The 26,565-nt window shown below is 59.3% G+C and carries 29 protein-coding genes, 3 tRNA genes and 1 other RNA gene; 7 read left to right on the top strand and 26 right to left on the bottom strand.

Going from position 1 to position 26,565, the window contains the following annotated elements; translation table 11 throughout:
• Positions 1-2: 2 nt before the first annotated feature.
• A tRNA-Asp gene (locus LA304_RS05600) sits at positions 3-79 on the bottom strand.
• A gap of 49 nt (positions 80-128) precedes the next feature.
• Positions 129-205: transfer RNA gene (locus LA304_RS05595), tRNA-Asp, on the bottom strand.
• Positions 206-478: 273 nt separating this feature from the next.
• On the opposite strand from LA304_RS05595, the gene LA304_RS05590 reads away from it, so the two are divergent.
• Positions 479-937: a MarR family winged helix-turn-helix transcriptional regulator gene (locus LA304_RS05590; protein ID WP_224502129.1), complete on the top strand. Its 459-nt coding sequence runs from the start codon at positions 479-481 to the stop codon at positions 935-937.
• On the top strand, positions 934-2,805 hold the full coding sequence (locus LA304_RS05585) for an FUSC family protein (RefSeq protein WP_224502128.1): 1,872 nt from the start codon (positions 934-936) through the stop codon (positions 2,803-2,805). Before LA304_RS05590 ends, LA304_RS05585 begins: the two co-directional genes overlap by 4 nt.
• Before the next feature lie 61 nt (positions 2,806-2,866).
• Here the strand turns inward: LA304_RS05585 and LA304_RS05580 are convergent.
• The 9 genes from LA304_RS05580 to mgtE all read right to left on the bottom strand — a co-directional run bounded on the left by LA304_RS05580 (position 2,867) and on the right by mgtE (position 10,726).
• Positions 2,867-2,942, bottom strand: a tRNA-Val gene (locus LA304_RS05580).
• A 185-nt stretch (positions 2,943-3,127) separates the two neighbouring features.
• On the bottom strand, positions 3,128-3,370 hold the full coding sequence (locus LA304_RS05575) for a YdcH family protein (RefSeq protein ID WP_224502127.1): 243 nt from the start codon (positions 3,368-3,370) through the stop codon (positions 3,128-3,130).
• Positions 3,371-3,463: 93 nt separating this feature from the next.
• Entirely contained in the window at positions 3,464-4,336 is an 873-nt protein-coding gene (locus tag LA304_RS05570) for a DMT family transporter (RefSeq protein WP_224502126.1), read from the bottom strand.
• Between the two features lie 45 nt (positions 4,337-4,381).
• Positions 4,382-4,984 (bottom strand): LysE/ArgO family amino acid transporter, encoded by a 603-nt coding sequence (locus LA304_RS05565; RefSeq protein ID WP_396022178.1) that lies wholly within the window; start codon positions 4,982-4,984, stop codon positions 4,382-4,384.
• A 117-nt stretch (positions 4,985-5,101) separates the two neighbouring features.
• Entirely contained in the window at positions 5,102-5,851 is a 750-nt protein-coding gene (locus LA304_RS05560) for a YebC/PmpR family DNA-binding transcriptional regulator (protein WP_224502124.1), read from the bottom strand.
• A gap of 116 nt (positions 5,852-5,967) precedes the next feature.
• Positions 5,968-7,749, bottom strand: coding sequence for an SLC13 family permease (locus LA304_RS05555; RefSeq protein ID WP_224502123.1), 1,782 nt, complete (start codon positions 7,747-7,749; stop codon positions 5,968-5,970).
• Between the two features lie 108 nt (positions 7,750-7,857).
• Complete coding sequence (locus LA304_RS05550) at positions 7,858-8,670, bottom strand: TIGR00282 family metallophosphoesterase (RefSeq protein WP_224502122.1); 813 nt, start codon at positions 8,668-8,670, stop codon at positions 7,858-7,860.
• A 78-nt stretch (positions 8,671-8,748) separates the two neighbouring features.
• Entirely contained in the window at positions 8,749-9,315 is a 567-nt protein-coding gene (locus tag LA304_RS05545) for a 5-formyltetrahydrofolate cyclo-ligase (protein WP_224502121.1), read from the bottom strand.
• Between the two features lie 10 nt (positions 9,316-9,325).
• Positions 9,326-10,726, bottom strand: coding sequence for a magnesium transporter (gene mgtE, locus LA304_RS05540; protein ID WP_224502120.1), 1,401 nt, complete (start codon positions 10,724-10,726; stop codon positions 9,326-9,328).
• A gap of 131 nt (positions 10,727-10,857) precedes the next feature.
• On the opposite strand from mgtE, the gene guaD reads away from it, so the two are divergent.
• A complete protein-coding gene (gene guaD, locus LA304_RS05535; protein ID WP_224502119.1) occupies positions 10,858-12,150 on the top strand; it encodes a guanine deaminase in 1,293 nt (430 codons plus the stop codon).
• Here the strand turns inward: guaD and LA304_RS05530 are convergent.
• The 4 genes from LA304_RS05530 to LA304_RS05515 all read right to left on the bottom strand — a co-directional run bounded on the left by LA304_RS05530 (position 12,147) and on the right by LA304_RS05515 (position 15,435).
• Positions 12,147-12,653 (bottom strand): CAP domain-containing protein, encoded by a 507-nt coding sequence (locus tag LA304_RS05530; RefSeq protein ID WP_224502118.1) that lies wholly within the window; start codon positions 12,651-12,653, stop codon positions 12,147-12,149. The two genes, guaD and LA304_RS05530, sit on opposite strands and share 4 nt — an antisense overlap.
• 21 nt (positions 12,654-12,674) lie before the next feature.
• Positions 12,675-14,018, bottom strand: coding sequence for an 8-oxoguanine deaminase (locus LA304_RS05525; protein ID WP_224502117.1), 1,344 nt, complete (start codon positions 14,016-14,018; stop codon positions 12,675-12,677).
• A gap of 36 nt (positions 14,019-14,054) precedes the next feature.
• Positions 14,055-14,864 carry an inositol monophosphatase family protein gene (locus LA304_RS05520; protein ID WP_396022172.1) on the bottom strand — a complete coding sequence of 270 codons (810 nt, stop codon included), beginning with the start codon at positions 14,862-14,864 and terminating at the stop codon, positions 14,055-14,057.
• Positions 14,865-15,057: 193 nt separating this feature from the next.
• Positions 15,058-15,435, bottom strand: a complete 378-nt coding sequence (locus tag LA304_RS05515; protein WP_224502116.1) for a helix-turn-helix domain-containing protein — start codon at positions 15,433-15,435, stop codon at positions 15,058-15,060.
• Positions 15,436-15,831: 396 nt separating this feature from the next.
• Between LA304_RS05515 and LA304_RS05510 the strand changes: the two genes are divergently transcribed.
• Positions 15,832-16,791, top strand: a complete 960-nt coding sequence (locus LA304_RS05510) for an NADPH:quinone oxidoreductase family protein (protein ID WP_396022177.1) — start codon at positions 15,832-15,834, stop codon at positions 16,789-16,791.
• Here the strand turns inward: LA304_RS05510 and LA304_RS05505 are convergent, their stop codons facing one another.
• Positions 16,792-17,670: a LysR family transcriptional regulator gene (locus LA304_RS05505; RefSeq protein ID WP_224502114.1), complete on the bottom strand. Its 879-nt coding sequence runs from the start codon at positions 17,668-17,670 to the stop codon at positions 16,792-16,794.
• Positions 17,671-17,806: 136 nt separating this feature from the next.
• Here LA304_RS05505 and LA304_RS05500 point away from each other — a divergent pair, with 136 nt between their 5' ends.
• Positions 17,807-18,019: a DUF1127 domain-containing protein gene (locus LA304_RS05500; protein ID WP_224502113.1), complete on the top strand. Its 213-nt coding sequence runs from the start codon at positions 17,807-17,809 to the stop codon at positions 18,017-18,019.
• Positions 18,020-18,259: 240 nt separating this feature from the next.
• Entirely contained in the window at positions 18,260-19,003 is a 744-nt protein-coding gene (locus LA304_RS05495) for a Bax inhibitor-1/YccA family protein (RefSeq protein ID WP_224502112.1), read from the top strand.
• Positions 19,004-19,075: 72 nt separating this feature from the next.
• Here the strand turns inward: LA304_RS05495 and LA304_RS05490 are convergent, their stop codons facing one another.
• From LA304_RS05490 to LA304_RS05450, 9 genes are all read right to left on the bottom strand, one after another.
• On the bottom strand, positions 19,076-19,702 hold the full coding sequence (locus LA304_RS05490) for a GNAT family N-acetyltransferase (protein WP_224502111.1): 627 nt from the start codon (positions 19,700-19,702) through the stop codon (positions 19,076-19,078).
• A 123-nt stretch (positions 19,703-19,825) separates the two neighbouring features.
• Entirely contained in the window at positions 19,826-19,993 is a 168-nt protein-coding gene (gene rpmG / locus LA304_RS05485; protein ID WP_009572866.1) for a 50S ribosomal protein L33, read from the bottom strand.
• A 179-nt stretch (positions 19,994-20,172) separates the two neighbouring features.
• Positions 20,173-20,883, bottom strand: coding sequence for a DUF533 domain-containing protein (locus tag LA304_RS05480; RefSeq protein WP_224502110.1), 711 nt, complete (start codon positions 20,881-20,883; stop codon positions 20,173-20,175).
• Between the two features lie 109 nt (positions 20,884-20,992).
• Positions 20,993-21,392, bottom strand: an RNA gene (rnpB, locus tag LA304_RS05475) — RNase P RNA component class A.
• Positions 21,393-21,404: 12 nt separating this feature from the next.
• Positions 21,405-22,028, bottom strand: a complete 624-nt coding sequence (locus LA304_RS05470; protein WP_224502483.1) for an N-acetylmuramoyl-L-alanine amidase — start codon at positions 22,026-22,028, stop codon at positions 21,405-21,407.
• A gap of 90 nt (positions 22,029-22,118) precedes the next feature.
• Positions 22,119-22,814 (bottom strand): hypothetical protein, encoded by a 696-nt coding sequence (locus LA304_RS05465; protein ID WP_224502109.1) that lies wholly within the window; start codon positions 22,812-22,814, stop codon positions 22,119-22,121.
• Entirely contained in the window at positions 22,814-24,301 is a 1,488-nt protein-coding gene (gatA, locus tag LA304_RS05460) for an Asp-tRNA(Asn)/Glu-tRNA(Gln) amidotransferase subunit GatA (RefSeq protein WP_224502108.1), read from the bottom strand. The genes LA304_RS05465 and gatA overlap by 1 nt, the downstream gene beginning before the upstream one ends.
• Positions 24,301-24,588 (bottom strand): Asp-tRNA(Asn)/Glu-tRNA(Gln) amidotransferase subunit GatC, encoded by a 288-nt coding sequence (gene gatC / locus LA304_RS05455; protein WP_066604916.1) that lies wholly within the window; start codon positions 24,586-24,588, stop codon positions 24,301-24,303. The genes gatA and gatC overlap by 1 nt, the downstream gene beginning before the upstream one ends.
• 35 nt (positions 24,589-24,623) lie before the next feature.
• Positions 24,624-25,274 (bottom strand): ceramidase domain-containing protein, encoded by a 651-nt coding sequence (locus LA304_RS05450; RefSeq protein ID WP_224502107.1) that lies wholly within the window; start codon positions 25,272-25,274, stop codon positions 24,624-24,626.
• Between the two features lie 66 nt (positions 25,275-25,340).
• On the opposite strand from LA304_RS05450, the gene LA304_RS05445 reads away from it, so the two are divergent.
• Positions 25,341-26,045, top strand: a complete 705-nt coding sequence (locus tag LA304_RS05445; protein ID WP_224502106.1) for a metal-dependent hydrolase — start codon at positions 25,341-25,343, stop codon at positions 26,043-26,045.
• 6 nt (positions 26,046-26,051) lie between these two features.
• On the opposite strand, the gene LA304_RS05440 is transcribed toward LA304_RS05445, so the two are convergent.
• Positions 26,052-26,501 (bottom strand): nucleoside deaminase, encoded by a 450-nt coding sequence (locus LA304_RS05440; RefSeq protein ID WP_224502105.1) that lies wholly within the window; start codon positions 26,499-26,501, stop codon positions 26,052-26,054.
• Between the last annotated feature and the right edge of the window lie 64 nt (positions 26,502-26,565).

The following is a 26,565-nucleotide window of genomic DNA, read 5'->3' as shown; positions in this document are numbered from 1 at the left end:
GGTGGCGCGGTTGACGGGGCTCGAACCCGCGACCCCCGGCGTGACAGGCCGGTACTCTAACCAACTGAGCTACAACCGCGCAGGGCCTCTAAAAGGCGACACCCGAAAGGGTGCTATATGGGACAGCGTGGCGCGGTTGACGGGGCTCGAACCCGCGACCCCCGGCGTGACAGGCCGGTACTCTAACCAACTGAGCTACAACCGCTCGCTGCCCGTTCAAGGACCGTGCCCTGAACGTGAGGGGCGTTCTATGGCGAGTGCGCGACCTCGTCAAGCGTGGAATCGTCGAAAAATGAACGCGGGCGGAAAAAACTTTTCCGACCGGTTCGCAACAGATGAAAGCTGCTTTCGCAGAGCCGCGCACAGCAGCGAACAGGCGGCACAACATTCCCCATCAAAACTGCCGGATATGGCGAAGTTGGAGGCGAAAATGCAAAAATAGATTGCATTACAAACTATTTTTATTCACATGCATTTCATGACCACTGATGACACCTCTCCCAAAACGAAATTCGGCTTCCAACTCGTCATGCTGACGCGTCGTTGGCGCAAAGCGATTCACACCGAACTGGCAGCCTCCGGCCTCACAGACGCAACGTGGGCCCCACTCGTGCACCTCGACGCGGAACGGGACGGTCTGAGCCAAACGGCCTTGGCGGATCGACTGGCTCTCGACAGCTCGACCGTGGTGCGTCTCATCGACCTGCTGGCAGAGCGCGAATTGATCGAGCGGCAAGTGGACCCCGACGACCGACGCGCGCGACGCTTGGTGCTCACCGATAAAGGCGACGTCGAAGTGGCACGGATCAAACACCACCTCGCGGAATTCGAGGCGGAATTGCTCAAGGACCTGACCGACGACGAAGTCAGAGACGTGATCAGAGTGCTCGAAAAGATCAGCACCGCATTGGATATATCGCAGGAGACGCGCGGATGACCTTGGACTGGTTCACAGCACGCGGGTTCTCTCCCGCTCGTCTCGCCTTCGCCGCAAGAACGGCCATCGCAGTGTGGATTGCCATCGCAATCGCCTGGACCATCGGGCTGGAGCACCCGCAATGGTCGGGGATGTCGGTCTGGGCGGCCACTCTTCCGACCCGCGGGCAGCTCCTCGAAAAAGGGTTATTTCGTGTCCTCGGATCGATCAGTGGCACTATCGCCGGTGTCCTCCTCGTCCACGCGATGCAAATCCACCCTGCGCTCCTCGTCGTCGGTCTCGCGGTGTGGGTCAGCGCCTGCACCTATGCCGGCAACCTTCTCAGAGGATTTGCAGCCTACGGCACCGTCCTCGCCGGCTATACCGCCGCGATGGTCGCCTTGCTCGACACAGGTCATCCGGAAAATGTCCTGAACCTCGGCGCAGACCGCCTCGCGACCGTTTTGGTCGGGGTCGCCGTCGCGACACTCGCCGGGTTTCTCTTTAGCAAATCAGAGGACGCGCCCCTCATCAAAGAGCGCGTCCTCGCCGTGCTCTCGGAAATTCTCACACTCGCCGCCGCGCACGCGCCGTCGGATGACGAGCGCAGTGCCCTCCTGTCTCACCTCGCCATGGTAGAAGACAGCCTCGATCCGCACAGCGCCGGCTCCATGCGCAATCATCAATCCATTCGCAGCACACGTGCCCTCCTGATTTCTGCGACACCGCTCCTCCTCTGGGATCACGGCACGCGCCCTCCGGAGGGGTTTGAAGAGCACCTCACCGATGCCGCTCAGAAGCTGACCGCCGGCGACATCGCTTCCGCGCGTCTGGCACTCACAGCGGCGGCCGAACTCGGCACCGTGTCCCCGCAGTTGCGCGAGACGCTCACCACCTTCGAACGCAGCCTCGCAAGCTGGCGCCTCCAACCCGAGCCGCCGATCAAATCTACCGTTGACCCGATTTTGCACCGCGATTGGGTCGGCGCGCGCGAGGCGGGTTTGCGCGCATTCGCAGCGCTGATTTTCTTTGGCGCAATTTGGCTTGCGAGTGGCTGGCACGTTGGCGGCTTCATGCTCCTGGGCCTCTCGATCATGCTGTCGATCTTCTCGACCTTCGAGAACCCGGAGAAAATGATGCGCATGGTTTTCAGTGGCCAGTTCCTCGGCGCACTGGGCGCGATTGCACTCAGATGGCTTCTCTGGCCCCACGCGGGCGACGAATGGCACTTGATTATACTTATGCTCCCAATGATTTTCATTGGCCCCTTCATTACTGCGCACAACAAGACGCAGATGATGAGCTTCGACTACAACATGGTCCTCTTGCTGATGTCGCAACCACACCTGCCCCTTACCGGCACGCTTGGTGCATCAGTCGAAATGGGCATTGCCGTGATCGTGGCCCCATTGCTCGCCATGATCATATATCGGGTCGTCTACCCGCCGAGTCTTAAACGCAAAGCGGATACGCTCGTCACGACCATGATCCACGATCTGCGAGATATGGCAAAAGATCCCAAACTGCTCGACACCCAAACTCATTGGCAAGCGCGTCTCTACCACCGGACCCTGCGCCTCATCCGCTTGTCCGGAAGCTCCCACCCGGCACAAAAAGAGGCCAGAGCGACAGCTCTCGCGGTGCTAAATCTCGGCCAATCTGCGACATGGTGCCACCGTATCACCCGCGACCCGGACAGCAGCGACTCGGCCCGCCGCATCGTACGCGCAATTCTGGCACGTCTGTCACAAATCTCGGACAACCCGTCCGCGCTCAACGCGACCCTTGCACAACAATCCAACCGCCTTACCGGCGCAGACGCCGCTCTCCTCCAAGACGCACGCCATGGCCTAGAAGCTCTCATGCCACGCCTTCAAAGAGCCCCGTAGGGGACCGCGACTTCAAGCGAGCGATGCATGAGACGCAAAATGCAACGTGAATGTGGGGGGATGGTGGGTCGTGAGAGGCTCGAACTCCCGACATCTTCGGTGTAAACGAAGCGCTCTACCAACTGAGCTAACGACCCGATGCGCAGCCATTTAGGCGATCTAATTCCGGGGCGCAAGTGGGTTCTGAAAATTCTGTCGTCGCTTTTGACATTTTTCTGTCATTTGGGAACACGAGGCCTCAGAGTCCCTGCCACGAAAAGAGGGCACGCCCCTCAACAGGAAACGTGCCCTCATCATCCCGGGGGGGGGAATTTCAGTGACTTTATGCTGGCGTGGTCAGCATCTTGTAGATTTCATCTTTCAGATGCATGCGTTTTTTGCGGAGCTCTGCGGCCGCCAAATCTTCCATCGGGTGAACATCGGTTTCGACGAGATGGACCTCTTCGTTCAGGGCATCATAATCAGAGACCAGTCGGGCGAAATGCGGATCGTTTGCTTTGAGAGCTGCGATCTGTTCGCTCAGTTCCGGGAAATCGACAACCAATCTGTGCGGTGTGTCTGACATGTGCGCCTCCTGTAATTCATGTCCTGTTTTCAGGAACAGTTTGGACGCGCCTCGCGGTGCTTCGCTTTGACAGGGATCAAGAAAACCGAGCAATCACGAAACTGCTTCGGCCATTCTCTTCCTGCGTGTTTCACGCCATGTGATGTAGGAGATCGAGAGAATAATCATGGCACCGCCGAGCATCACAAACGGGTCGAATGCCTCTCCGAAAAGCACCATGCCGAGGAGCATTGCCCAGACGAGTTGAACGAAGGTCACGGGCTGAACGACCGACTGCGGCGCGCAGGCAAAGGCCCGCATCATGGAGTAGTGTGCGAATGTTGCGAAAGCCGCCGTCAAAAAGAGCAGCGCGACCTCCAGAAGTGTGGGCGTCTGCCAGTGCATGATCGCGATAGGCGCAATCACAATGGGAACCATCGCCGACATCAGAAAAACAACGACTGTCGCCGGGAGGCGTTTGGTCAACGCATTGGCGAGAAGGTAGCTTCCCGCGAAGGCCATCGCGGAAAAGATCATCGCGACATGGCCAGGATCGAGGCTCCGAAAGCCGGGGCGCAGAATGATCAGGCCGCCGAGGAACGCCACAGCCATCGCGGCGATACGCGGCGGGGAGATACGTTCACCGAAAATGAGCACAGCCCCGATCGAAATGTAGAGGGGGTTCATGAAGTTCATCGCGGTCACTTCTGCCATCGGGATGCGGGTCATGGCATAGAACCACAAAGACATCGCAACCGCGTGGAACAAGGCACGGGCGACTGAAAGCTTCCAAACTTCCGCCGTGAGATTCGCATTGCGCACCGTTTTGATCATCGGGAGGAGGAAAACGAGACCGAGAGCGAAACGGAGAAATGCCGTCTCGATCACGGGTAGGCCACTACCCACGTATTTCACTAAGACGTTCACCATCACAAAATTGATCGTGACGACGAGCATCCAGAGGATGCCTTGGACTGTGGCGGGCATTGCTTTCATTCCGAGATATCTATCGCACTGACGCAGAGTTGCAATTCACGCGCCACGCACAAGGCCTAGCGCGATGCTCCACATCACCACGGCGATACCGCCATCGAGAACCCGCCACGCCGTCGGGCGCGCGAACACGGGCGCGAGGTAGCGTGCGCCGTATCCCAGCGAAAAGAAGAAAGAAAAGGATGCCAGAACTGCGCCGACCGCGAAGGCGGGGCGTGCCGTCGGGAAATCGGCAGAGATGGCGCCGAGCAGGACCACCGTATCGAGATAGACATGAGGATTGAGCCAGGTGAGCGCAAGACAGGTGAAGAGAGCCGCCCTGAGGCTCTGCGCGCCCGCCTGAGCAGCCTCTAGATGCCCCTGCCCTCTCCACGCGGCCACAGCGGCTCTGAGTCCATAGACTGTGAGGAAAGCCGCACCACCCCAGCGCATAACGGGGAGAAGGGACGGGAAAACCTCCGTGATCCGTGCGGACCCGAAGACACCTAGACCGATCAGGATCGCATCTGAGAGGGCACAGGTGAGCGCCACGGCAAAAACATGCGACCGCCGGAGCCCTTGACGCAGGACAAAGGCGTTTTGCGCTCCGATTGCGACAATCAAAGACAGGCCGGACATGAAACCGATTAGTGTGGCATGGATCATAGAAACGCTCCTGTGGCACATGTCTCAGGGAAAGAGACGTCCTTCGCAAGACACCCATGAACGAAAAACCCCGCCTCGATGGGCGGGGTTCTCAATTTTGGGTCTGAAGCAGCCTCAGAGTTGCGCTGCGACATCTTCCGGCACATCGAAGTTGGCCGTAACGGATTGAACGTCGTCATCATCTTCAAGAGCTTCAACGAGACGCATCAGCTTCTGAGCCGTCTCGAGGTCCACCTCGGTCCGATTCTGCGGCTTCCAGATCAGTTTGGATTCCTTGGATTCACCCAGTTCAGCCTCAAGCGCGTCAGACACGGCTGCGAGGTCGGTGTCAGCGGTGTAGATCCAGTGACCGCCCTCTTCTCCCTCTTCGCTCTCAACGTCCTCTGCGCCAGCCTCGATGGCGGCCATCATGACGGTGTCGGCGTCGCCCACTTCGGGACCATAGGAGATCTCACCCACACGGTCGAACATGAACGCCACAGAACCGGAGGTGCCGAGGTTGCCGCCCGCTTTGGTGAAGATGGAGCGCACATTGGACGCGGTGCGGTTCACGTTGTCGGTCATGGTTTCGACGATGAACGCGATGCCTTCCGGACCATAGCCCTCATAGCGGATTTCGTCGTAGTTCTCGGCGTCGCCGCCCATCGCCTTTTTGATTGCGCGATCAATCACGTCCTTCGGAACAGATTGGGTCTTCGCGGTTTTCACCGCCAAACGCAGACGCGGGTTCTTCTCAGGATCGGGGTCGCCCATTTTCGCCGCCACGGTAATCTCCTTGGCGAGTTTCGAAAACAGCTTCGAGCGAACGGCGTCCTGACGCCCTTTGCGGTGCTGAATGTTTGCCCATTTAGAATGGCCTGCCATGTGGCGCCTCCACAACGTAGAATAGCTTAGTCAATCGACTGGTTCGCGCTTCTATAGGCCATGCCCGCCCTGCCCTGCAAGGCCACCCGCGCCGGGATTGTTGCGAAACAGGGGAATTAGAGGGGCCAAATCAGGGGGATGACCGCCGCAGAGAGCAATCCGATCGTGAGATTGAGCGGAATCCCGACTTTCATGTAGTCCGTGAACTTATAACCGCCGGGGCCGTAGACCATGGTGTTGGTCTGGTACCCGATGGGCGTCGCAAAGGATGCCGAAGCCGCGATCATGACCGCCACCACGAGACCGCGCGGATCGATCCCCATGCTTTCAGCCAAACCGATGGCAATCGGCGTCACAACAACAGCCACAGCGTTGTTGGACACGAGCTCTGTCAAAACCGATGTCAGCAGGAAAATGGCCCAAACGACAAAGAACAGCGGAAGCCCGTCCAGAAGCGGCGCGATTGCCTTGACGATCAACTCCACGGCGCCCGAGGCTTGCAAAGCCGCACCAATGGCGAGCATGGCAAAAATAAGCGCGAGAAGCCGCCCTTCGACAAAGTCGAACGCTTCGTCCGCATCGATACAGCGTGTCACGAGGACAATCGCGACCGCCAAGACCGATAGCATCAGGATCGGCGCGACGCCGAAAGCGGCCAGAACAACAATCGATAGCATCGCAATGATCGCAATCGGAGCATGTGACCGGTGATAAGCACGTTCGGTCGGTTTGGACACGTCGCCCATATCCATGTCATTCGCCAGACGCTGAATGTCGGAGGGTGCCCCTTCGAGCAGGAGCGTGTCGCCCACCCGCACAACGAGGTCCTGAATTTTGTTCCCAACGTTCTGGTTCCGGCGGTGCACCGCGAGCACGTAGATACCGTATCGACGACGCAAACGCATGGAGCCGAGCGAGCGTCCGACCATCTTACAGCCGGGTGTGATCAGCACTTCCATGGTGGTGGTTTCAACCGCGGACACCTGGTCGACGCGCTTGAGAGATTTGTCGCGCTGAAGGCTCAAAAGCTCGGTAATCTTGGAGCGCATCACCACGCGATCCCCGACCTCGAGAACGAAGCCCTGAAGCTCATGCCGGTAGGATTTGTCGCCGCGAATAACGTCGATCAGACGCACACCGTCACGTTTGAACAGCTGAACGCCCGTGACTTCGCGACCGATAAGGTTGGAGTCCGGTGGGATCACAGCCTCCGTGAAGAACTTCATCTTTGAGCGGTTGGTCGAGAGCATCGCGGCAAGCGAATCCCGCTCTGGCAACAGGCGGCGACCGAACAAGAGGAGATAAAGCATCCCCCACGCAGTGACGACCAAACCAAGTGGCGCCACCTCGAAAATGGTGAACGGCTCAAGTCCCTGATCACGTGCCACACCATCGACGAGCAGGTTCGTAGAGGTCCCAAGGAGCGTGATCGTGCCCCCGAGAATAGCCGAGTAAGACAGGGGAATGAGGAGCTTGGACGGAACGGTCCCGAGTTTGCCTGCGAGTTGGACAAAGACAGGGATCATCACAACGACGACGGGCGTATTGGCCACAAAGGCAGAGAGAACCACAACGACGAGCAGTAGCATCGCAATCGCCACCGACGGATGCGTTTCCGCATAATTGCCGGCCTGACGGGTAAACCACTCGAGCGCCCCCGTCCGAACGAGCGCCCCCATCACGATGAACATCGCGCCAATTGTCCAAGGCGCAGGGTTTGAGAGAACCGCAAGCCCCGCCTCATACGGCAAAATGCCGAGCACAATCATCAACGCGACGCCTGCAATTGCGACAACTTCCGTCGGGAACATCTCTCGCACGAAGAGCACGAACATGATCCCCACGACGACGAGCGCGGTCATCGCTTCCGCCATCGGACTTAGGTCTATGAGATCCATGCAACCTCGCGCTCAAACACTACTTCGGCGGAACTATGGCCTGCGCGCGATACCTTAGACAAGCCGCAAAAGAATTTGGAATTTCGACTTTTTTGGCAAGTGCGGATGTTAAGGCGTGCTTTGTTCAAGTCGCCCGCCCACCCGAATTTGTTTGACACGCGACGCGCGCCCGGTCCGGTCATCGGTTTCCACATAGACGCCGGAGAGGGTGACATCCCCCTTCGCAGGTTCAAAGCGGCCTTTTGCCATCCCCGTCACAAAACGGCGCAGTGGTTCCGCTTTGTCCATCCCGATGACGGAGTTGTAATCGCCGCACATCCCTGCGTCCGTGAGATAGGCCGTGCCGCCTGGCAGAACTTGCGCATCGCCCGTGCAGACGTGCGTGTGCGTCCCGACAACGACCGAGGCCTTGCCATCACAGAAGTGCCCGATCGCCATTTTCTCGGACGTCGCCTCGCAGTGCACATCAATGAGCGCCGCCTGAATCGCACCGCCGAGCTTGTGAGTCATGAACACCTGATCGAGTGCCGAGAACGGATCATCAAACGCCCGTTTCATAAACACCTGACCGAGAATTTGCGCGACGAGAATGCGACGTCCCCGCGCATCTTCAAAGATGCGAACACCGCGGCCGGGTGCGACCTTTGAGAAATTGATCGGACGCACAATTCGCGTCTCTTTCTCGCAGAACTGCATCATGTCTTTCTGATCGAAAGCGTGATCCCCAAGCGTGAGACAATCCACCCCCGCGTCCAGTAGCGACTTTGCATGATCGCCGGAAAGGCCCATCCCGTTGGTCGCGTTCTCGCCATTCACGACGACGAAATCGAGACCCCACTCGCTGCGGAGCGACGGAATCCGCTCGATCACAGCTTTGCGTCCGGCCGAGCCGACGATATCTCCGAGAAACAGTATTTTCATGCGCCAAGCCTTAGTTGCCCGTCGCACTGATGGCAAGAAGTCCCGACGCATTGCGCGCGACAACCACTGTTTGCGACGTCAAAATGTGACGATTCCGCGCTCTGTCACAATGGCATCGAGAGGTGCGTCGGTGGGTTCGACAACGAGGTCCTCCACCTCTTGCGCACTGTAGGCAAAGCCAACGGCATAGACCTCACCCGACTTGCGGAGCTTCTCCAAGGTGCGGTCATAGAACCCGCCGCCATACCCCAAACGCTGCCCCTCACGGCTAAAGCCCAAAAGCGGAACGATGATCACATCGGGGCGAACAGGTTCTGAATGCGCTGGGATCATCGCGCCGAACGCGCCCTCGACCAAATCAGATTGCGGCGTCCAGAGATCGAAGCGCAGCGGCTGCGCCCGCGCTTCGACGATGGGCACACAAACAGGACCGAGCTTGGCCATTTTGTGCATCAGCGGGCGCGGATCGATCTCGCTCCCGAGTGGCATATAGCCCGCAATCACTTTGCCCCGAAAAGGCTTCAGAAACCCATAGAGGAGATCGGTCGCCACGGCATTGGCAGTGCCACCCTCAGCATGCGCCGCATCCCTCTTGAGACGAGCCTCGCGCCGGAGCGCTGCCTTCTGTTCAGCCTGATTTGTCAATGGAGTAACCTCATAAGAGGATGATGCCAGCGAGGCCGAGGAAGGCGAAGAAGCCCACGACATCCGTCACCGTTGTCACGAAGGCACCAGATGCGAGTGCGGGATCGACGCCTATGCGTTCGAGCACGACTGGGATACCGATCCCGGCGAGACCAGCGACCACCAAGTTGATCACCATCGCCGCCGCGATCACCCCGCCCAAGGCAGGAGAGCCGAACCAGACCATACCGACGATGGCCATGAGAATGGCAAAGACGATCCCGTTGGCCAGCCCCACGAGCACCTCACGACGGATCACCCGCCAGACGTTCGCGCCGGTAAGATCGCGCGTTGCAATGGCTCGCACAGCCACGGTGAGCGCCTGTGTCCCTGCGTTGCCGCCCATGGAGGCCACAATCGGCATGAGCACAGCGAGGGCGACGAATTGCGAAATCGTATCTTCGAACTGAGCGATCACGAGCGAGGCGAGAATGGCCGTCACAAGGTTTACACCGAGCCACGGAATACGCTGTTTCACCGTCTCGTAAACTCGGTCGGCGAGAGAGCCCTCACCGACACCAGCAAGACGCATGATGTCTTCTTCATGTTCTTCATCGAGGACGTTCATCGCGTCATCGATCGTGATCACGCCAACCACGCGCTCGTCCTCGTCCACCACAGGCGCGGAAATCATATGATACTGGTTGAACGCGTACGCCACATCGGATTCGCTCTCTTCCACGTGGAAGGTGCGGAAACCGGGTTCGAGCAATTCCTTGAGCGGCTGGCTCCGCGGGGCGCCGAGAATCTTGCCCAATGTCACATGACCGATCGGATGCATTTTAGGATCGATCAGCACCATGTGATAAAAATCTTCCGGAAGCTCCTCTGCCCCGCGCATGAAGTCGATTGCCTGACCGACAGTCCAGTGCTCCGGCCCCATCACGACCTCGCGCTGCATCAAACGACCGGCGGAGAACTCAGGGTAGCTCAGCGACTGTTCGACCGCGACACGATCCGCGTCTTCGAGCGTGGAGAGAATCGCCTCCTGCGCATCGTCTTCGAGGTCTTCAACGAGATCCACCACGTCATCCGAGTCGAGCTCGCGAACAGCCTCCGCAAGAACCTCCGGACGTAGAACGTGAATGACCTCTTCGCGGATGCCTTCGTCAAGTTCCGAGAGAATTTCACCGTCGAATTCAGCGCCATAGAGCAGGATCAAACGACGGCGATCAAAGGCATTCACCTGTTCGAGCAAGTCGGCGATGTCGGCCGCGTGGAGCGGCTCCATCAGCTCGACGAGCTTGTCCCGGTCGCCCGTATCGACAGCATAAAGGATCGCAGTGAGCTGCTTGCTGCTCAGCGAATAACCGTCTTCCTCATCTTCTTCGATGTCGGCTTCGTGTTCGACTTGGGTGTCTTCTTCGACCATGCTCTGCCTATTCGATTTGCTGCGCCGACCTTATGATAGGATCTCTCTGAGAAACAGGGGGAAGATTGATTTACCTCGCTGTTTGAACGTCATAGTCTGCCAGACGAAAGTGCAAACCAGAAGGGCAGCAGATGGAAAAGCTGATCGCCGGCCAAGTCGTCACCTACACAGGCGATCCGTTTGAAATTCCGCCAGAAGAGGCCGTTCAGGTGCTCTCGGATGCTGCCATTCTGATCCGAGACGGGCGGGTGGTGTCCATCGGCGGGCGCGAACATATGCGCGTCAAACACCCGGAGGCAGAGTTTCACGACCATGGCCCGGCGCTCATTGTCCCCGGCTTCATTGATGCGCACGCCCACTACCCCCAGACCGCGATGATCGCGAGTTGGGGAAAACGACTGATCGATTGGCTCAACAGCTACACCTTCCCCGAGGAGGCCAAATTCGCGGATCGGGCCTACGCCGACGACATCGCGGCGCGCTATCTCGACCTGCTTCTGGCCAATGGCACAACGACTGTCACGTCCTTCTGCACCATCCACCCCGGCTCTGTCGACGCGCTCTTTGAAGCCGCCGAACAGCGGAACATGCGTGTCATTGCGGGCAAGACCTGTATGGACCGTGACACAGCGCCGGAGATGCTCCGCGACACTGCGAAAGCCGCCTATGACGAGAGCAAAGCGCTCATTGAGCGCTGGCACGGCAAAGGGCGTGCGGTCTATGCCATCACCCCCCGCTTCTCCCCCACATCGACGCCGGCACAGCTTGATGCACTCGGGAAGCTTTGGGCGGAACACCCGAGCTGCCTCATGCAAACGCACCTCTCCGAGCAAACGGATGAGATCGACTGGGTGAAGGGGCTTTACCCGACGGCGCGGGACTACCTCGACACCTATGAGCAGTTTGGCCTTGTCCGTGAAGGGGCTCTTTTCGGCCATGCGATCCACCTTGAGCCGCGGGAAATTGCGCACCTGAAGGCGATGGATTGCTCGCTGATCCACTGCCCGACCTCGAACACGTTCATCGGCTCCGGCCTTTTTGACATGGGTGCGCGGAAGTCCGAGGGACACCGCGTTGGCCTCGCCACCGATACGGGCGGCGGGTCGTCGTTCTCGATGCTGCGCACCATGGCGGCGGCCTATGAAATCGGGCAACTGACCCATACGGCGCTGCACCCTGCGCAACTGCTGTGGCTCGCCACTTACGGCTCGGCGCAGGCGCTCCGCATGGAGGATCGGCTCGGGTCCATTGCGCCGGGCATGGAAGCGGATTTGACAGTCATTGACCTTGCCTCGACCTCCGCCATCGCGCAGCGGGCGATCCGCGCTGAGACCATCTGGGAAGAGATTTTCCCAACGGTCATGATGGGCGACGACCGCGCAATTTCCGCGACCTATGTGATGGGCGAACGTGCCGTCGTTTAACAGCGACGCCCAAACACCGCCACACGCAGCCCTTCGGGCGCGAGACCGATCCCGATGTCCCGAAATTCCGGGGTGAGGATATTGGCACTGTGCCCCTCCGAGTTCATCCAGCCCTGAACCGCCAGTTCCGGTGTTGGATAACCCTTGGACAGGTTTTCTGCGACGAGACAGTAGGTGTAGCCCTCTGCCTTCACACGATCCCCGACGGAAGAGCCACCTTTCCCCCTATGCGCGAAGTACCCCTTTGCCGCCATATCGTTCGCATGGTCCTGCGCGGCACGGGAGAGTGGGCCATTGTCGCTCAGCATGGGAAGGCCGCGCCGCTGGCGTTCGGAGTTGATCAGCGCGATGACCTGTGTCGCTTCCTTGAGGGAAGCAGAGGGAGGAACGGGCGCGCGCTCCCCCACGCCAAGCGCGGGGTTACAGGCCGTAAGTAGAGCAAGTCCCATAATTCCTGCCAAAACAGAGAAGGATCTGCGATGTTTCGATGCAGATTTGGACATCCACGCCCCCTCCCGCCGCGATCAACCCTGCATCAACTCCGTCGCGAGACGGCGCTGGGTGTTGAGAATAGTGGTCATATCAACGGTCGTCATGCGACCATCGGCAACGACCTGACGCCCTTCTACGAACAGGTCCTGCACGGCCATCGGCCCCGCGAGCAGGAGCGCGGCTGGGTCCCAGCTCCCGGCGGCCTCAATCCCCGACATGTCCCAAATCGCGATATCCGCGCGCATACCGGGAGCGAGGTAGCCGATATCAGTGCGCCCCAGAACCTGCGCGCCGCCCCGCGTTGCTATCTCGAGCATCTCGCGCGGGCTCATCTTATCCGCTCCGTTCACGACCCGCTGAAGCAACATGCCGGTGCGAGCCTCTGCGATCAGGTTGCCGGAATCATTCGACGCCGATCCATCGACACCCAAGCCAACCGGCACACCCGCATCCCGCATCTGACGCACGGGGGCGATGCCGGAGCCAAGGCGGCAGTTGGAACATGGACAATGCGCGACGCCCGTTTTGGTGCGGGCAAAGAGCGAGATTTCCTGATCGTCAAGCTTCACACAATGGGCGTGCCACACATCGTCGCCGGTCCAGCCGAGCTCTTCGGCATATTGGCCCGGACGGCAGCCGAACTTTTCGAGCGAATAGCTGATATCCTCGTCATTCTCGGCGAGGTGGGTGTGCATCATCACGCCCTTGTCACGGGCGAGGATGGCGGCGTCGCGCATGAGTTCGCGCGACACGGAAAACGGCGAACAGGGTGCCACCGCAACGCGGATCATCGCGCCGGGGTTCGGATCGTGGAACGTATCGATAACGCGGATACAGTCGTTCAGGATGTCCTCTTCGCGCTCGACGAGGCTATCCGGCGGCAAGCCACCGGAGGATTCGCCAATGGACATGGAGCCGCGCGTGGCGTGCAGACGCACGCCGATAGACTGCGCGGCCTCAATCGTGTCATCAAGCCGCGCACCGTTCGGGAAGAGATAGAGGTGATCGGACGTGGTCGAGCATCCCGACAAAGCGAGTTCTGCGAGACCCGTCAACGCGGAAATGCGCATGTGATCCGGCCCAAAGCGCGCCCAGATCGGATAGAGGGTTTTGAGCCAGCCAAACAGGAGCGCGTCCTGACCACCGGGAACGGCACGGGTTAGCGTTTGAAACAGATGGTGGTGCGTATTAACGAGACCAGGCGTCACGAGACGTCCGCGCGCGTCGATGATGTGGGCGTCGTCGTCATAGAGCCCGTGTCCGACCGCTTCGATGACCCCATCGCGCACGAGGATATCCCCGCCCCGTATCTCCTGCCGCGTGTCGTCCATCGTGAGGATTACGTCCGCATTGCGAATGAGGAAACAGCGCTGCATCTGGGGGCCTCCGGAGCTATCTCGAGGTGAATAAGGTCAGTAGGTTGAGAGTATCGACACCGCCTGTGCGTGCAACTCTTTGCTGGCGGCGGCAAGCACGCGCCCGCCTTCGAGGACTGGACCGCCGTGCCAGTCAGTCACGATACCCCCTGCAGCCTCAATGACCGCAATCGGCGCGAGAATGTCGTAGGCCTGCAAACCGGCTTCAACAACGAGATCAATCTGTCCCGCCGCCAAAAGCGCATAGGCGTAACAGTCCATTCCATAGCGGGTGAGTTTGCAGCGGTGTGCGAGATCGTGGAAGGCCTCGCCCTCTTCTTCGCTCCCAACCTCGGGGAAAGTCGAGAAGATGATCGCGTTCTCAAGTGTCACATCCGTGCGGACCGCAAGGGCACGCTCGCCGTGCGGACCTGTGACCTTCGCCTGACCGAAGCCGCCAACGAACCGTTCGCCAATGTAGGGCTGGTCAATCACACCGTAAAGGCATTCATCCGCCGAGCGCACAGCGATAAGGACACCCCATGTCGGCGTGCCAGAAATAAAACCGCGCGTGCCGTCAATCGGGTCGAGCACCCAAGTGAGCCCCGATGTGCCGGGTTTTGGCGGAAACTCTTCGCCGAGGATCGCGTCATCCGGACGGCGGGCGGCGATCACGGCGCGCATCGCTTCCTCGGAGCCGCGATCCGCAACGGTGACGGGATCGAAGCCTTCGGTCAGTTTGGATTCTGTGTTGAGCGCCTGCCCGCGGAAATATTTGAGCGTGATCTCGCGCGCCGCTTCTGCGGCAGCCTCTGCGGTCGCGATGATGTCCGCGCGGTCCTGCTCACTCAATTGCATCCCACTCATAGCTTCCGCCTCGCTCTCAAATTCGTCTTGCCCCTTCGCGCCTAGACCCTCGGGCAGGCGGGGTCAAGAAATCCCCTGCTCTGCGCGGTAACGCGAAGTGGGCAATCGACTGACTGCACAAAAAAGCCCCCGCCATTCCTAGACTAGGGGCATTTTCATTCTGCTACACAGCGCGGGCCGTGACGCCGCCGGATCACGCAACGTCGGACAGCACGCGGGCAAGTTCGAACAGGCGGCGGCGCTGGTTTTCCGGAATTGCGTAGTAGGAACGCACCAGTTCGAGTGCTTCTTTGTCGGCGAGAATGTCGGAAGGCACTTTCGCGTCGGTTGGCTGTTGTTCAGCCGAGGCCGAGGCATCCATTCCCTCGAAGAAGAAAGCGACGGGTACATCGACAGCTTCGGCAATGTCCCAGAGACGAGAGGCCGACACTCGGTTCATGCCAGTTTCGTATTTCTGGATCTGCTGAAACTTGATCCCGACCTTTTCGGCGAGCTGCTGCTGAGTCATACCGATCATCCAACGACGATGACGGATCCGTTTGCCGACGTGAACATCCACGGGATGCTTCATTCTAACCGCTCCTTGTGCTCAGTCGCACTTTCTAACCTTTAACGTGTATCCCACAATCTGCGACCAAAGGCTTCTGACTCAACCTGTCTTTTTGGATAGGACTTGATTGATTTAGATCAAGACATTGAAATAAATGCAAATTATTGAATTAAAAAGATCATGAAAATTGATTCGTGGCTTAATATTGGCATTTTTTCGACTAAACCTGTGCGTGTTAATTGACCAATTGATGTTTTTTTATAATTGCACCGCAGCATGCCGGAGCTCGCCTCTCGAGGGGAATCACGAAAACCGCATTCATCCACTGCGCGATGATATCGCAAACATGTTCGGCCTTTTTCGTGGACAGACGATCGACAAAAAGAGAGAACGAATGCCATGACACAGACCAAGACCATTCGCGCCTGTCGCGTGACCTCTTTCGAGACGCCGCCCGCCCTTGAAACGATTGCACTAGAGCCGCCCCATGCCGGGGAGGTTCAGGTGGCCATCCGGGCCAGCGCGCTGAATTTCGCGGACACGTTGCTCTGCGTCGGGAAATATCAGGAGACCCCTGAGCTGCCCTTCACGCTCGGTCTCGAACTCGCGGGGGAGATTACAGCCGTCGGCGACGGAGTGTCCGGTCTCGAAATCGGGCAACGCGTCGCGGTCTATTCTGGTCAGGGCGGCCTCGCAGATGCCGGGAATTTCCCTGCAGAGCGTTGCATCCCCATTCCGGACGCGCTTGGATATGCAGAGGCCGCGAGCTTGCAGATCGCCTATTGCACCTCTCACATGGCACTGGATTACAAAGCCCGTCTTCAGCCCGGTGAGCGCCTCGTCGTTACTGGCGCGGCGGGTGGCGTTGGTCTCACCGCAGTCGAAATCGGCAAGATCATGGGCGCAGAGGTGATCGCGATTGCGCGCGGGGCAGACAAACTCGCCATTGCGAAAGCTGCCGGGGCTGATCACGTCATCGACGCGCAGGACGAGGATATTCGCGAGCAGATCAAGGCGCTTGGGGGGGCCGATGTGGTCTACGAAGCCGTTGGTGAGCCGCTCTATGAGGCCTGTTTCCGCGCCACCAATCCGGACGGGCGCATTCTGCTCATCGGTTTCGCGGGTGGAAATCTGCCGAAGATGAAGCCGAACCATATGCTTGTGAAAAACATCACAGCGATCGGCTTCTACTGGGCAGGATATCTCGCGTTCAATCCGGCGCCTCTGCAGCACTCGCTCAAAACGCTTTTCGAGTGGGCCGCCGAAGGCAAGATCAAGCCTCACATCTCGAACACGCTCCCCCTCGAGGAGTGGGAGAGCGCGCTGGATTTGATCCGGACGCGGAAAGCGACGGGAAAGGTTGTCGTAACGCCCTGATTACTGGGCCGCGAGACGGGCTGCTCGTCCCTGCGCAAATGCCCGGCGGATCAAATCAACCAAGTGGTCCGTTGCCTCAGTGCGACCTAACTCTGACCGATAAAAGGTGATCTGCTTCGTCGGAAGTTCCGGCAAGGCACCCCCATGCTGGATCGGTTCGCACAGGGGCGGCGTCGCTCCTTCGAGCATGGCGTGGACCCCGAGATCTGCGGAGACCGACGCCTCAATTGTGCGCGACTGGGTGCTCTCGATGGCCATTTCCCAGGGGATACCGGCTTTATCGAGTGCTTCCTGCACGCTTTTGCGGAAGAGGCACTGATTTTCGAACGCGAGCCGCAGAGGACGTTGTCGCCACGCCGCGCCGCCAATGGCCCCGACCCAGACGAGCGCCAGTTCCGCGAGCACTTCACCGCCCGCGTCAACTGTATCCTCGGTTCCAAGAATGATGTCAGCGTCACCGCGCGCGAAGTCTTCTTTAAGTTTGCGCGTGAACGATGAATGCAGAGTGACTTTCATCCGCGGATAGGCAGCATGGAATTGCTGTAGCACCTGCGGGATGGCCGGATAGACGATGTCATGGGGCACGCCGAGGATGATCTCCCCCTCATATTCCGTAGCTGTAAGGCGCGCATAGACCTCGTCGTTGAGTTCAAGCATCCGGCGCGCATAGGACAGAAGCTGTTCCCCCGCCGCCGTGAGCGCGATCTGCCGCGAGGAGCGGTCGAGAAGTTTGACGTCCATGCCTTCCTCGAGGCGCTTGAGCTGCATCGACACAGCCGACTGCGTGAGGTTAAGGGCCCCAGCGGCACGGGTCACACCACCGCAGTCGGCCACAGCCACAAAAGAACGCAAAGCGGTCAGATCAAGATTTCTCGGCATATCACACTCCGTGATGAAACTCTAAACAATCATTCATTTTACTTATGTGATCATTCCGCCAATATCTATCACAGGAAATGATGCATTTCCACACCAACTTCACAATTCGTTAAACCAACTCAAAAAGGAAGACCCGATGCAAACTCTGTCCCTCTCTCTTCGCTCCGGCGCGCGTCGTGCGCCCTCCCTGTTTTCCCGTTTCCTGAATTCTCTGGAACTCCGCCGTCAGCGCAAAGCGCTTGCCGCGCTTGATGATGCCTTGCTTGAAGACATCGGTCTGACCCGCGAAGACGCCATCCGCGAAGCACAGCGCCCATCCTGGGACGCCCCCTGCCACTGGATGAAATGAGCTGCGCCCACGCATGATGCAGTTTCGATCCCCACTCACGCAATGTGAGACCTAACCGCGCCCTTTTCCCGAAGGACGCGGTTTTTTTTATGCGTTTGCTTTTCTGATAAAATACGCGTGGGAAACGTCATTATCGACCCCGCATCATCTTGAAATCCTGCCTATCTCTGCCAATATCCCACATAACTCCCCGCATTCCGCGAGGGGGACGCCTATTTGACGCACAGGAGAAAGTTTTCAATGGCTGACTACAGAACGATCAACGCTGGTGTCGGCGCACGCTCGGCCGAGATCGACGCCGGCCTTCGCGCCCACATGAACAAGGTTTACGGCACCATGTCCGCAGGCCTCCTCATCACGGGGCTCGCCGCTTGGGCGATTTCCAACCTTGCTGTCACACCGGAAGGTATGCTGACCGGTCTCGGTCAGGCGATTTACATGTCCCCTCTGAAATGGGTGATCATGTTTGCACCGCTGGTTATGGTGTTCATGTTTAGCGCCGCAATCACGCGCCTGTCCGCCGCCGCTGCGCAGCTTTTCTTCTATGTCTACGCTGCGATGATGGGCCTGTCTCTGAGCTCCATCTTCCTCGTGTTCACCGGCATGTCCATCGCGCAGACGTTCTTCGTGACCGCTGGCGCGTTCGCTGGTCTGTCCCTCTGGGGCTACACCACGAAGAAAGATCTTTCCGGCTTCGGCTCTTTCCTCATCATGGGCCTGATCGGCATCGTGATCGCCTCCATCGTGAATATCTTCCTCGCCTCCTCGATGATGGCGTTCGTGATTTCCGTGCTCGGCGTTCTGATCTTTGCTGGCCTCACCGCCTACGACACGCAGCGCATCAAAACCGACTACATCGCCCACGCCCACGCGATGGATAGCGAGTGGCTCGCGAAATCGGCGATCATGGGTGCGCTGAACCTTTACCTCGACTTCATCAACCTGTTCATGTTCCTCCTGCAGTTCCTCGGCAACCGCGAGTGATCAGAATAGGTTTCTAAAATGACTAAGGCCGCCCCTCGGGGCGGCCTTTTTCGTTGTCTGGATCGTCGCGCCTCAGAGCGCTCTGGCCATCTGCACGGCGGGCAGGTGGACACCGGGCTTCAACGCAAGATCGACATCACCCGATGCTTTGAACCCGTGTGCCTCGTAGAACGCCAGCGCGGTGAGCGTGGAGAGGCAGCACATCGTCGTCACGCCCGTGAGCCGTGCGTTGTCGAGGATGTGGCCGAGGAGCACAGAGCCCACGCCGCGCCGCGTGTGGTCGGGATGAACCGCAACGCGCCGCATGTGACCGATCTCGCGCGGACCGACGCCACCGAAAGGTGTCGCCTGCGTCCAACCACCAGCGGCGATGATCTCTCCGCCACCGGTCTCCGCGACGAAGAAGGTACCGGAGTTCAGCAGACGGGGGGACGTATGCAAGAGCGCCGGAAGCGCTGCATTCAGGACGTTGGTGGAGTAGTGCTGTTTGAGAAGCTGACCATAGGAGGCGCGAAAGAGCGCGTCGATCTCCGCCGTGTCAGCCGGCATGGCGGCTCGTACGGTGAAGGGCACGCTCTTACGGGTCTCCTGCGCGCCCATCACTGCCAGAGCCTCACTTAGGCTCGAAGGCATCGACGAACAGGGCACCCCATCGGGCCGCTCCCGTTCTCTGAAATAGCTATCGTCGAATTCCAACATCTCTCTGTCTCCTTGTTGGGTTAAAAAACTCGAGGGAGAGAGAGGGAGGCGTCAGGTCAAAGAAAAACCGCGCTCCCCACTCTCGGGTCGCGCGGCTTTTGCATTTCGTAGTCTCGGAAGGTCTTACTTGATTTTGCCTTCTTTGTACTCAACGTGCTTTCGCGCAACCGGGTCGTATTTCTTTACGACCATCTTTTCGGTCATGGTGCGGGCGTTCTTTTTGGTCACGTAAAAGTGGCCCGTGTCCGCGGTCGAGTTGAGACGGATTTTAATCGTCGTCGGCTTCGCCATTGTCTTTACTCCAGTTATCTCGTGCGACGGGGGCTTCGGGCCATCCCGTGGAATCCTTGAAGCCCGCCTTTTACCCCTTTACTGGCCCGAGTCAATGGGGACAGAGGAAAAAACGGACCTAGCGGGACGGAAATCCGAAGAAACCGTAAAGACCGCAGGTTAAGCCTTGCCTCGGAGGATCAAAGGACGGGTTTTCCCATCGAAATATGAATCTCTGCCTGCTTCGCCTCATCAATCATCAGCGACTGCGCTAGGCCCTTCAGAAAGGTCTTCTCCGCATCCGTATCGACCGAGATTGCCATGAGTGCGGCGGAGTAGACATGCGTCGCCGCAGAGGATCCAGCGTCCTTCGCGAGCGCCATAGGATCCACAGGTGCGTCGATCTGATCCGCGACAAAGGCAATTTCCTCGTCTGACGCGTCAGTCAGCTGATCGAGAATTTTCGTCCGCTCCTCGGCGTCAATCTCGCCGTCCGCCTTAGCCGCCATAATCATGGAGCGGATCATGAGCTTCGCGTTCTCTTCCGCAGCATCGCCCACAGCAGTGCCTGCAGCCAAAGACTCAAACATTTCGGTGACGGTTTGCGTGCCCATCTGCGCCGCCCCACTCATGGAGGTGAAGAGAGACTGGAGCGCAGCTTCTGCGGCTTCTGACATATCCGCTGCCTGATTGCCGAGACCGCCCATCATGGTGCGCATGACTTCTGCGCTGCCGGGCACTCCCATCTTCTCGGCCATCTGCCCCATCTGATCAGCGACGCCACCTGGGTTGCCTGACTGCCGCATGGCTTCTCGCATACCGTCGAGGCCGCCCATCTTTTTCATCTTATCGACGCCTTTGGCTGCGGCAAAACCGACGGCCAATGTGCTCAGGGTGCGAACAAAACTCATGGGGGCATCTCCTATAAAACAAACATCTCAAAAGCATAGTGCATAGGAGATGCCGTTGCGACAATGGGGAAAAATCCGCGTGAGCAGGAGAGAGAGGCGTGGAGTGGTATGACGCGGACGGCCTGTAAGCCGGATTCTGTTCAGAGGCTTGCGCCCCCTCGATAACCATTCCTCTAGGCCTGCTGTTGCCAACAGGCTCAAGCTGCCAACCCGGGTTTCTCGGGCTTGAGCGACCCTGCGAGTGATCCGCGTTACCGCCGATCCCGCGCGAAACCCCTATTTGGCATTGCTCCCGGTGGGGCTTGCCGTGCCGGTTCTGTTGCCAGTCCCGCGGTGGGCTCTTACCCCACCGTTTCACCATAACCCCCGTGTGAGAGGGCAGTCTGTTCTCTGTGGCGCTATCCCTGGGGTTACCCCCGCCGGGCGTTACCCGGCACCGTTGCTCAAGGGAGTCCGGACTTTCCTCCCCCAAGGGTTTACCCCAAGGCGGCGATTATCCGGCCATCCGCGTCGCGTTGCGCTTAGGCGCTCGGCGCGCTCCGGTCAACGGGAAAGCGCTCTGCGAGGTCCTGCGCCATCGCCATATCGACACCGTCGAGGGGTCCTGTGTGATGCGGACGAAAGCGACTGCGAAAGGCGTGCAGAAGCGCCTCGAACGGAGCATCAGGGTAGCCGAAGGTATGGAGCGCTTGCACAAATCGAACATAATGGGGTTTCTGATCGCTCTCCGGAACCGAAAAGACAGACAAACCCCGCAATGCGAGCCTACGCCAGTCAAAACGCGGCCCAGGGTCAATCTTGCGCTCCGGCGCCATATCCGAATGGCCGATGATGCGTTCGGGCGGAATGGACCAGCGGGTCATGATGTCCGACAAAAGCGTCTCAAGCGCCCCGATCTGATCGGCGGCGAAGGGCGTCGTGCCGGTGTTAGCCAGCTCGATACCGATGGAGCGGGAGTTGACATCCGTCACATCGCCCCACTGCCCTTCCCCCGCGTGCCACGCGCGCATTTCCTCATCGACGAGGCGATGCACCTGCCCTTGCTCACAGATTAGGTAATGGGCTGAGACCTCAAATTCCGGCGCACAGAGGCGTGCAAGCGCGTCCTCGGCGGTCGGCATCGCCGTGTAGTGGATCACCACCATATCAGGCGACGCACCGTCCCTCCGTTCTCCGAAGTTCGGAGACGGGCGGTCGAGAAACGTCAGATCAGAAGTCAACTGAAGCGCGCCGGATCACTGCCGCGCGCTTGCAGCGAGGCGGAAGGGTGCGGGGTCCCAGCTACAGGCAAACCCGTCGCCATCAGGGTCAAGCCCTTTGCCATTTCGCTCTGGTCCGCCGCTCTTGAGGAAATCTTCCTGCGCCTTGTCGGGCGACGGATATTTCGCGCAATTGCGGGCCGCACGCGATTCTGCACCGGGAATCAGGCGCGAATAAAGCGGCTGGCCGACGTTGTTCGTGGTCGAGAGCGCAAATTCGACGATGGTCGCCGCGTCAGACGTCGGGCGCGACGGGAGGGCCGTCGGCTGGATCGTGACATAGGCTTCTTTGTTCGCGGCCACGAACGCCGCGTCTTCTTCGATGGAGCGTTCAGAGGCCACGGCGGAGAAATCATTCTCCGCCGAAATGCCGATCGAGTTGCTCACCGCAGACAGGTCGGCCATCTGGGTCTCGGCGGCGGCGATGCCTTCGACGGCTTCGTCGGAGATCGCTTGAGTATCGAGACCAGCGGTCGCCGTGGATTGGCCCTCACCATTCGCGATCAGTTCGGCCTCACGCTGCGCCTGATAGTCCATGTAGGAGCTAAACCCGACACCCGTCCCCGTATCGGGGGCGGTCGTCTGGCAGGCCGCCAAAGCAGCGAGAGAGATCAGGGCAAAAGAGGCACGACGCATCGCGAGGCTCCGGCAAAGGACAGGGTTACTGTCCATTACCACCATTTTTCAGGCTTGGAAACAAAGCCCGCAGAGCTCTCGAGAGAATGCGCGATATTCAGCAGATCGCCCTCTTCCCATGGTTTACCAATGAGTTGCAGCCCGAGCGGCAGCCCCGTGGCCGACAGACCGGCCGGAACGGAGATACCCGGAAGGCCCGCGAGGTTCACGGTCACGGTGAAGACGTCGTTGAGATACATCTGGATCGGATCGCTATCGGACACTTCTCCGAGGCCAAAGGCCGGGGACGGAGTGGCAGGCGTCAGAATCGCATCGACGCCTGCGGCGAATGCATCTTCAAAGTCTTTCTTAATGAGCGTGCGGACTTTGCGCGCCTTGTTGTAGTAGGCGTCGTAATACCCGGCGGAGAGCACATAGGTGCCGACCATCACGCGGCGCTGGACCTCGTGGCCAAAGCCTTCGGCGCGGGTTTTCTCATACATCTCGTTGATGCCTTCGCCCTCTGCGAGCGTCGCACGGTGGCCGTAGCGGACGCCGTCATAGCGCGCGAGGTTCGAGGAGGCTTCCGCCGGTGCGATCACGTAGTAGGTCGGGAGCGCGTATTTGGTGTGCGGCAGAGAGATGTCGACGATCTCGGCACCCGCGTCTTTGAGCATCGCTGCGCCGTCGTCCCAAAGCTTCGAAATCTCGTCAGGAATGCCGTCAATGCGGTATTCTTTCGGGATACCGATTTTCTTGCCTTTGATGTCGCCGGTGAGCAGGGCTTCGAAATTCGGGACCGGCAGGTCAGCGGAAGTCGAATCCTTCATGTCGTGACCACACATAGTCTCGAGCATGATCGCCGCGTCGCGCACGGATTTGGTCATCGGACCGGCCTGATCGAGCGAGGAGGCAAACGCCACAACGCCCCAGCGCGAACAACGGCCATAGGTCGGCTTGATACCGACGATGCCAGTGAACGCAGCAGGCTGACGGATGGAACCGCCGGTGTCGGTGCCGGTCGCGGCAAGGCAAAGATCAGCTGCGACAGCCGCAGCAGAGCCGCCAGAGGAACCACCCGGGGTGAGTTCGGAGTCTTCATTGCCCCGGCGCCACGGGTTGATCGCGTTGCCGTAGGTCGAGGTTTCGTTGGAGGAGCCCATCGCGAACTCGTCCATGTTGAGCTTGCCGAGCATCACGGAACCTGCGTCGAACAGTTTCGACGTGATGGTGCTCTCGTATTCCGGTTTGAACCCTTCGAGGATCGCAGACGCCGCCTGTGTCGGCACGCCTTTGGTCGCAAAGAGGTCTTTGATCCCGATCGGCAGACCGCACATCGCGGGCGCATCGCCAGCAGCGAGTTTCGCGTCAGCAGCTTTCGCCTGTTCGCGGGCGATCTCCGGCGTGTTGTGAACGAAGGCGTTCAAGACACCAGCGCCCTCGATCGCGGAGAGGCAGGACTCAGTCAGCTCGACAGAGGTGAACTCTTTTGCACGCAGACCGTCACGGGCCGCGGACAGGGTCAGTTTGTTCAGATCAGACATTATTCCACCACCTTCGGCACTGCGAAAAAGCCCTCGCGCGCGTCGGGCGCGTTCGACAGGATTTTCTCCTGCATGTTGCCATCGGTCACACCGTCCTTGCGGCGTTTGAGACGCTGCGGCGTCACGGACGTCATCGGCTCGACGCCGTCTACGTCCACTTCGGACAGTTGCTCGATAAAGCCGAGAACAGCGTTGAACTCATCTGCGAGGGCGGGAAGCGCGTCTTCCTCGACCCGGATGCGGGCGAGCTTGGCAACCCGGCGCGCGGTATCGATGTCGATGGACATGGGGCAATGCTCCGTAATCTTGGTCAAGTGAGGCTTTAGCGCTTGGGCGCGCGGCCTTCAAGCATGTGGTTGAGATAAACCGCGATCATATGGACGAGCATCACAGAATTCAGAATGTGCCAAAGGAAATGCGTGCCAAGCGGCAGTTGCGCGCATATCGGTTCATCGAGCCAGCGCATCGCGATAGAAACACAGAGGATCGTTGCACCAATCGCGAGGCCCCGCGCCGTTTGCGGCACGCTTTTGCGCAGCAAGATGGCGTAGATGAAAATCAGCAGCGGCACGGGCGCATAGGCCGACGACGATCCGAGGCCAAGCTTGGCGAAGAGCGGCATGGTCACAGCGGCATACGGGAAAAAGGCGGCTGTGACGAGCGCAGACTTCCATGTCGGCAGCCCAAAGAAATCGCGTGTCGCGGCAAAGATATAGACGAGGATGAAGCCCACGATGGGGATCGTGTCCGCAAGAGAGCCCCACTGCGTCGCGGTCGTGTGGAACGCAAACGACCCGAGGCCGATCAGGAACAGGATGATGGCAAGCGCGCGCGCCAGCGGCACACCTTTGGTGCGCGGGAAAATCCAAATCGCGGCGATGAGAAAGGCGGCATTCGTCACCGCATTCACCGGTTCGGACCAGAAAGTGAAATCCGTCCGCTCGCAATATGCGTCAAACTGGGTGCTTAACATAGACGTGTCCCATTCCCGTGCTACTCTGTGAGAGAACATAGGATTTATAGTAGAGGAAGTCTTCTCATGAAAATCACATGGTTGGGCCACGCTGGCTTTCGTATCGAGATTTCAGATCAGGTTTTGTTGATTGACCCATGGCTTGCAGGCAATCCCTCTTTTCCAGAGGGCCGTGAGGATGAGGCTATAGACGGCACGACAGCGATCTTCCTCACGCACGGGCACGGCGACCACGCGTCGAGCACACTCCCCATTTCGGCGAAAACCGGCGCCTCGATCCACTGTATTCATGAGCTGTCAATCATCCTCGGACAGGAAGGCGGCAACGTCACCGGCTTTGGCAAAGGCGGTACGATCACCATGGGCGAAGGGGACGCGGAGGTCACGGTCACAATGGTGAACGCGGTGCATTCCTCCTCCATCGACTACAAAGAGGGCGCGCCGGTCTATGCGGGGCAGCCGGCAGGCTTCATGATTTCGGGCGAAGGGCACACGATCTACGTGTCCGGCGACACCGACATTATGGCGGATATGGAATGGTTTGCGGATCTGCATGAGCCGGACATCGGCATCCTGAGCGCGGGCGGGCATTTCACTATGGATATGAAACGCGCGGCCTATGTATGTCAGAAGTTCTTTGATTTCAAAACGGTGATCCCGTGCCACTGGGGCACATTCCCCCTCCTCGCGCAAAGCTGTGATGAGTTGGAATTTGCGCTCAAAGAGGGCGTCGTGAAGGTGCCAGAGGTTCTGGTCCCGATCGAAATCTGAGCTTGGCTAGCGCTTGGCGGCGAAGAACTCTTTGAGAAGCGTCTCCGCCTCGCGCGCCGCAATCCCGTCGTAAATCTCCGGCACGTGATGGCATTGGGGATGGCTGTAGACCTTTGCCCCGTGCGACACCCCGCCGGATTTCGGGTCCTGCGCGCCGAAATACAGTCGCGCTATGCGGGCATTCGAAATCGCAGCCGCACACATCGGACAGGGTTCGAGCGTCACGTAGAGATCAAAACCGGGCAGACGGTCGCGCCCGAGCGCGGCACAGGCGGCGCGAAGCGCGACGATCTCTGCATGGGCGGTCGGATCGTTGTCCTCACGGGTGCGATTGCCGCCGCGCCCGACGATCTCGCCATCGGGCGACACAACGACGGCACCCACGGGCACCTCTCCGCGCGCTTCCGCCAAACGCGCCTCTTCGAGCGCGGTTTCCATGTAAGATCGAAACACCATGGCCTTTCCTGCCCCGTCGCTTCGGTGTTGGCAAGCATGACATTTGCTCTACGCGGCACCGCGT

Source organism: Celeribacter litoreus, from assembly GCF_020165855.1.
Taxonomy (GTDB): Bacteria; Pseudomonadota; Alphaproteobacteria; order Rhodobacterales; family Rhodobacteraceae; genus Celeribacter; species Celeribacter litoreus.
This window is presented reverse-complemented; position numbering and strand designations above follow the sequence as displayed.

Excerpts from the sequence above, each read along its gene's own strand:
- LA304_RS05590 (WP_224502129.1), top strand. The coding sequence starts at position 479 with ATGACCACTGATGACACCTCTCCCAAAACGAAATTCGGCTTCCAACTC.
- LA304_RS05585 (WP_224502128.1), top strand. The coding sequence starts at position 934 with ATGACCTTGGACTGGTTCACAGCACGCGGGTTCTCTCCCGCTCGTCTC.
- LA304_RS05575 (WP_224502127.1), bottom strand. The coding sequence starts at position 3,370 with ATGTCAGACACACCGCACAGATTGGTTGTCGATTTCCCGGAACTGAGC.
- LA304_RS05570 (WP_224502126.1), bottom strand. The coding sequence starts at position 4,336 with ATGCCCGCCACAGTCCAAGGCATCCTCTGGATGCTCGTCGTCACGATC.
- LA304_RS05560 (WP_224502124.1), bottom strand. The coding sequence starts at position 5,851 with ATGGCAGGCCATTCTAAATGGGCAAACATTCAGCACCGCAAAGGGCGT.
- LA304_RS05555 (WP_224502123.1), bottom strand. The coding sequence starts at position 7,749 with ATGGATCTCATAGACCTAAGTCCGATGGCGGAAGCGATGACCGCGCTC.
- LA304_RS05550 (WP_224502122.1), bottom strand. The coding sequence starts at position 8,670 with ATGAAAATACTGTTTCTCGGAGATATCGTCGGCTCGGCCGGACGCAAA.
- mgtE (WP_224502120.1), bottom strand. The coding sequence starts at position 10,726 with ATGGTCGAAGAAGACACCCAAGTCGAACACGAAGCCGACATCGAAGAA.
- guaD (WP_224502119.1), top strand. The coding sequence starts at position 10,858 with ATGGAAAAGCTGATCGCCGGCCAAGTCGTCACCTACACAGGCGATCCG.
- LA304_RS05530 (WP_224502118.1), bottom strand. The coding sequence starts at position 12,653 with ATGTCCAAATCTGCATCGAAACATCGCAGATCCTTCTCTGTTTTGGCA.
- LA304_RS05525 (WP_224502117.1), bottom strand. The coding sequence starts at position 14,018 with ATGCAGCGCTGTTTCCTCATTCGCAATGCGGACGTAATCCTCACGATG.
- LA304_RS05520 (WP_396022172.1), bottom strand. The coding sequence starts at position 14,864 with ATGAGTGGGATGCAATTGAGTGAGCAGGACCGCGCGGACATCATCGCG.
- LA304_RS05515 (WP_224502116.1), bottom strand. The coding sequence starts at position 15,435 with ATGAAGCATCCCGTGGATGTTCACGTCGGCAAACGGATCCGTCATCGT.
- LA304_RS05505 (WP_224502114.1), bottom strand. The coding sequence starts at position 17,670 with ATGCCGAGAAATCTTGATCTGACCGCTTTGCGTTCTTTTGTGGCTGTG.
- LA304_RS05500 (WP_224502113.1), top strand. The coding sequence starts at position 17,807 with ATGCAAACTCTGTCCCTCTCTCTTCGCTCCGGCGCGCGTCGTGCGCCC.
- LA304_RS05495 (WP_224502112.1), top strand. The coding sequence starts at position 18,260 with ATGGCTGACTACAGAACGATCAACGCTGGTGTCGGCGCACGCTCGGCC.
- LA304_RS05490 (WP_224502111.1), bottom strand. The coding sequence starts at position 19,702 with ATGTTGGAATTCGACGATAGCTATTTCAGAGAACGGGAGCGGCCCGAT.
- rpmG (WP_009572866.1), bottom strand. The coding sequence starts at position 19,993 with ATGGCGAAGCCGACGACGATTAAAATCCGTCTCAACTCGACCGCGGAC.
- LA304_RS05480 (WP_224502110.1), bottom strand. The coding sequence starts at position 20,883 with ATGAGTTTTGTTCGCACCCTGAGCACATTGGCCGTCGGTTTTGCCGCA.
- LA304_RS05470 (WP_224502483.1), bottom strand. The coding sequence starts at position 22,028 with ATGGTGGTGATCCACTACACGGCGATGCCGACCGCCGAGGACGCGCTT.
- LA304_RS05465 (WP_224502109.1), bottom strand. The coding sequence starts at position 22,814 with ATGGACAGTAACCCTGTCCTTTGCCGGAGCCTCGCGATGCGTCGTGCC.
- gatA (WP_224502108.1), bottom strand. The coding sequence starts at position 24,301 with ATGTCTGATCTGAACAAACTGACCCTGTCCGCGGCCCGTGACGGTCTG.
- gatC (WP_066604916.1), bottom strand. The coding sequence starts at position 24,588 with ATGTCCATCGACATCGATACCGCGCGCCGGGTTGCCAAGCTCGCCCGC.
- LA304_RS05450 (WP_224502107.1), bottom strand. The coding sequence starts at position 25,274 with ATGTTAAGCACCCAGTTTGACGCATATTGCGAGCGGACGGATTTCACT.
- LA304_RS05445 (WP_224502106.1), top strand. The coding sequence starts at position 25,341 with ATGAAAATCACATGGTTGGGCCACGCTGGCTTTCGTATCGAGATTTCA.
- LA304_RS05440 (WP_224502105.1), bottom strand. The coding sequence starts at position 26,501 with ATGGTGTTTCGATCTTACATGGAAACCGCGCTCGAAGAGGCGCGTTTG.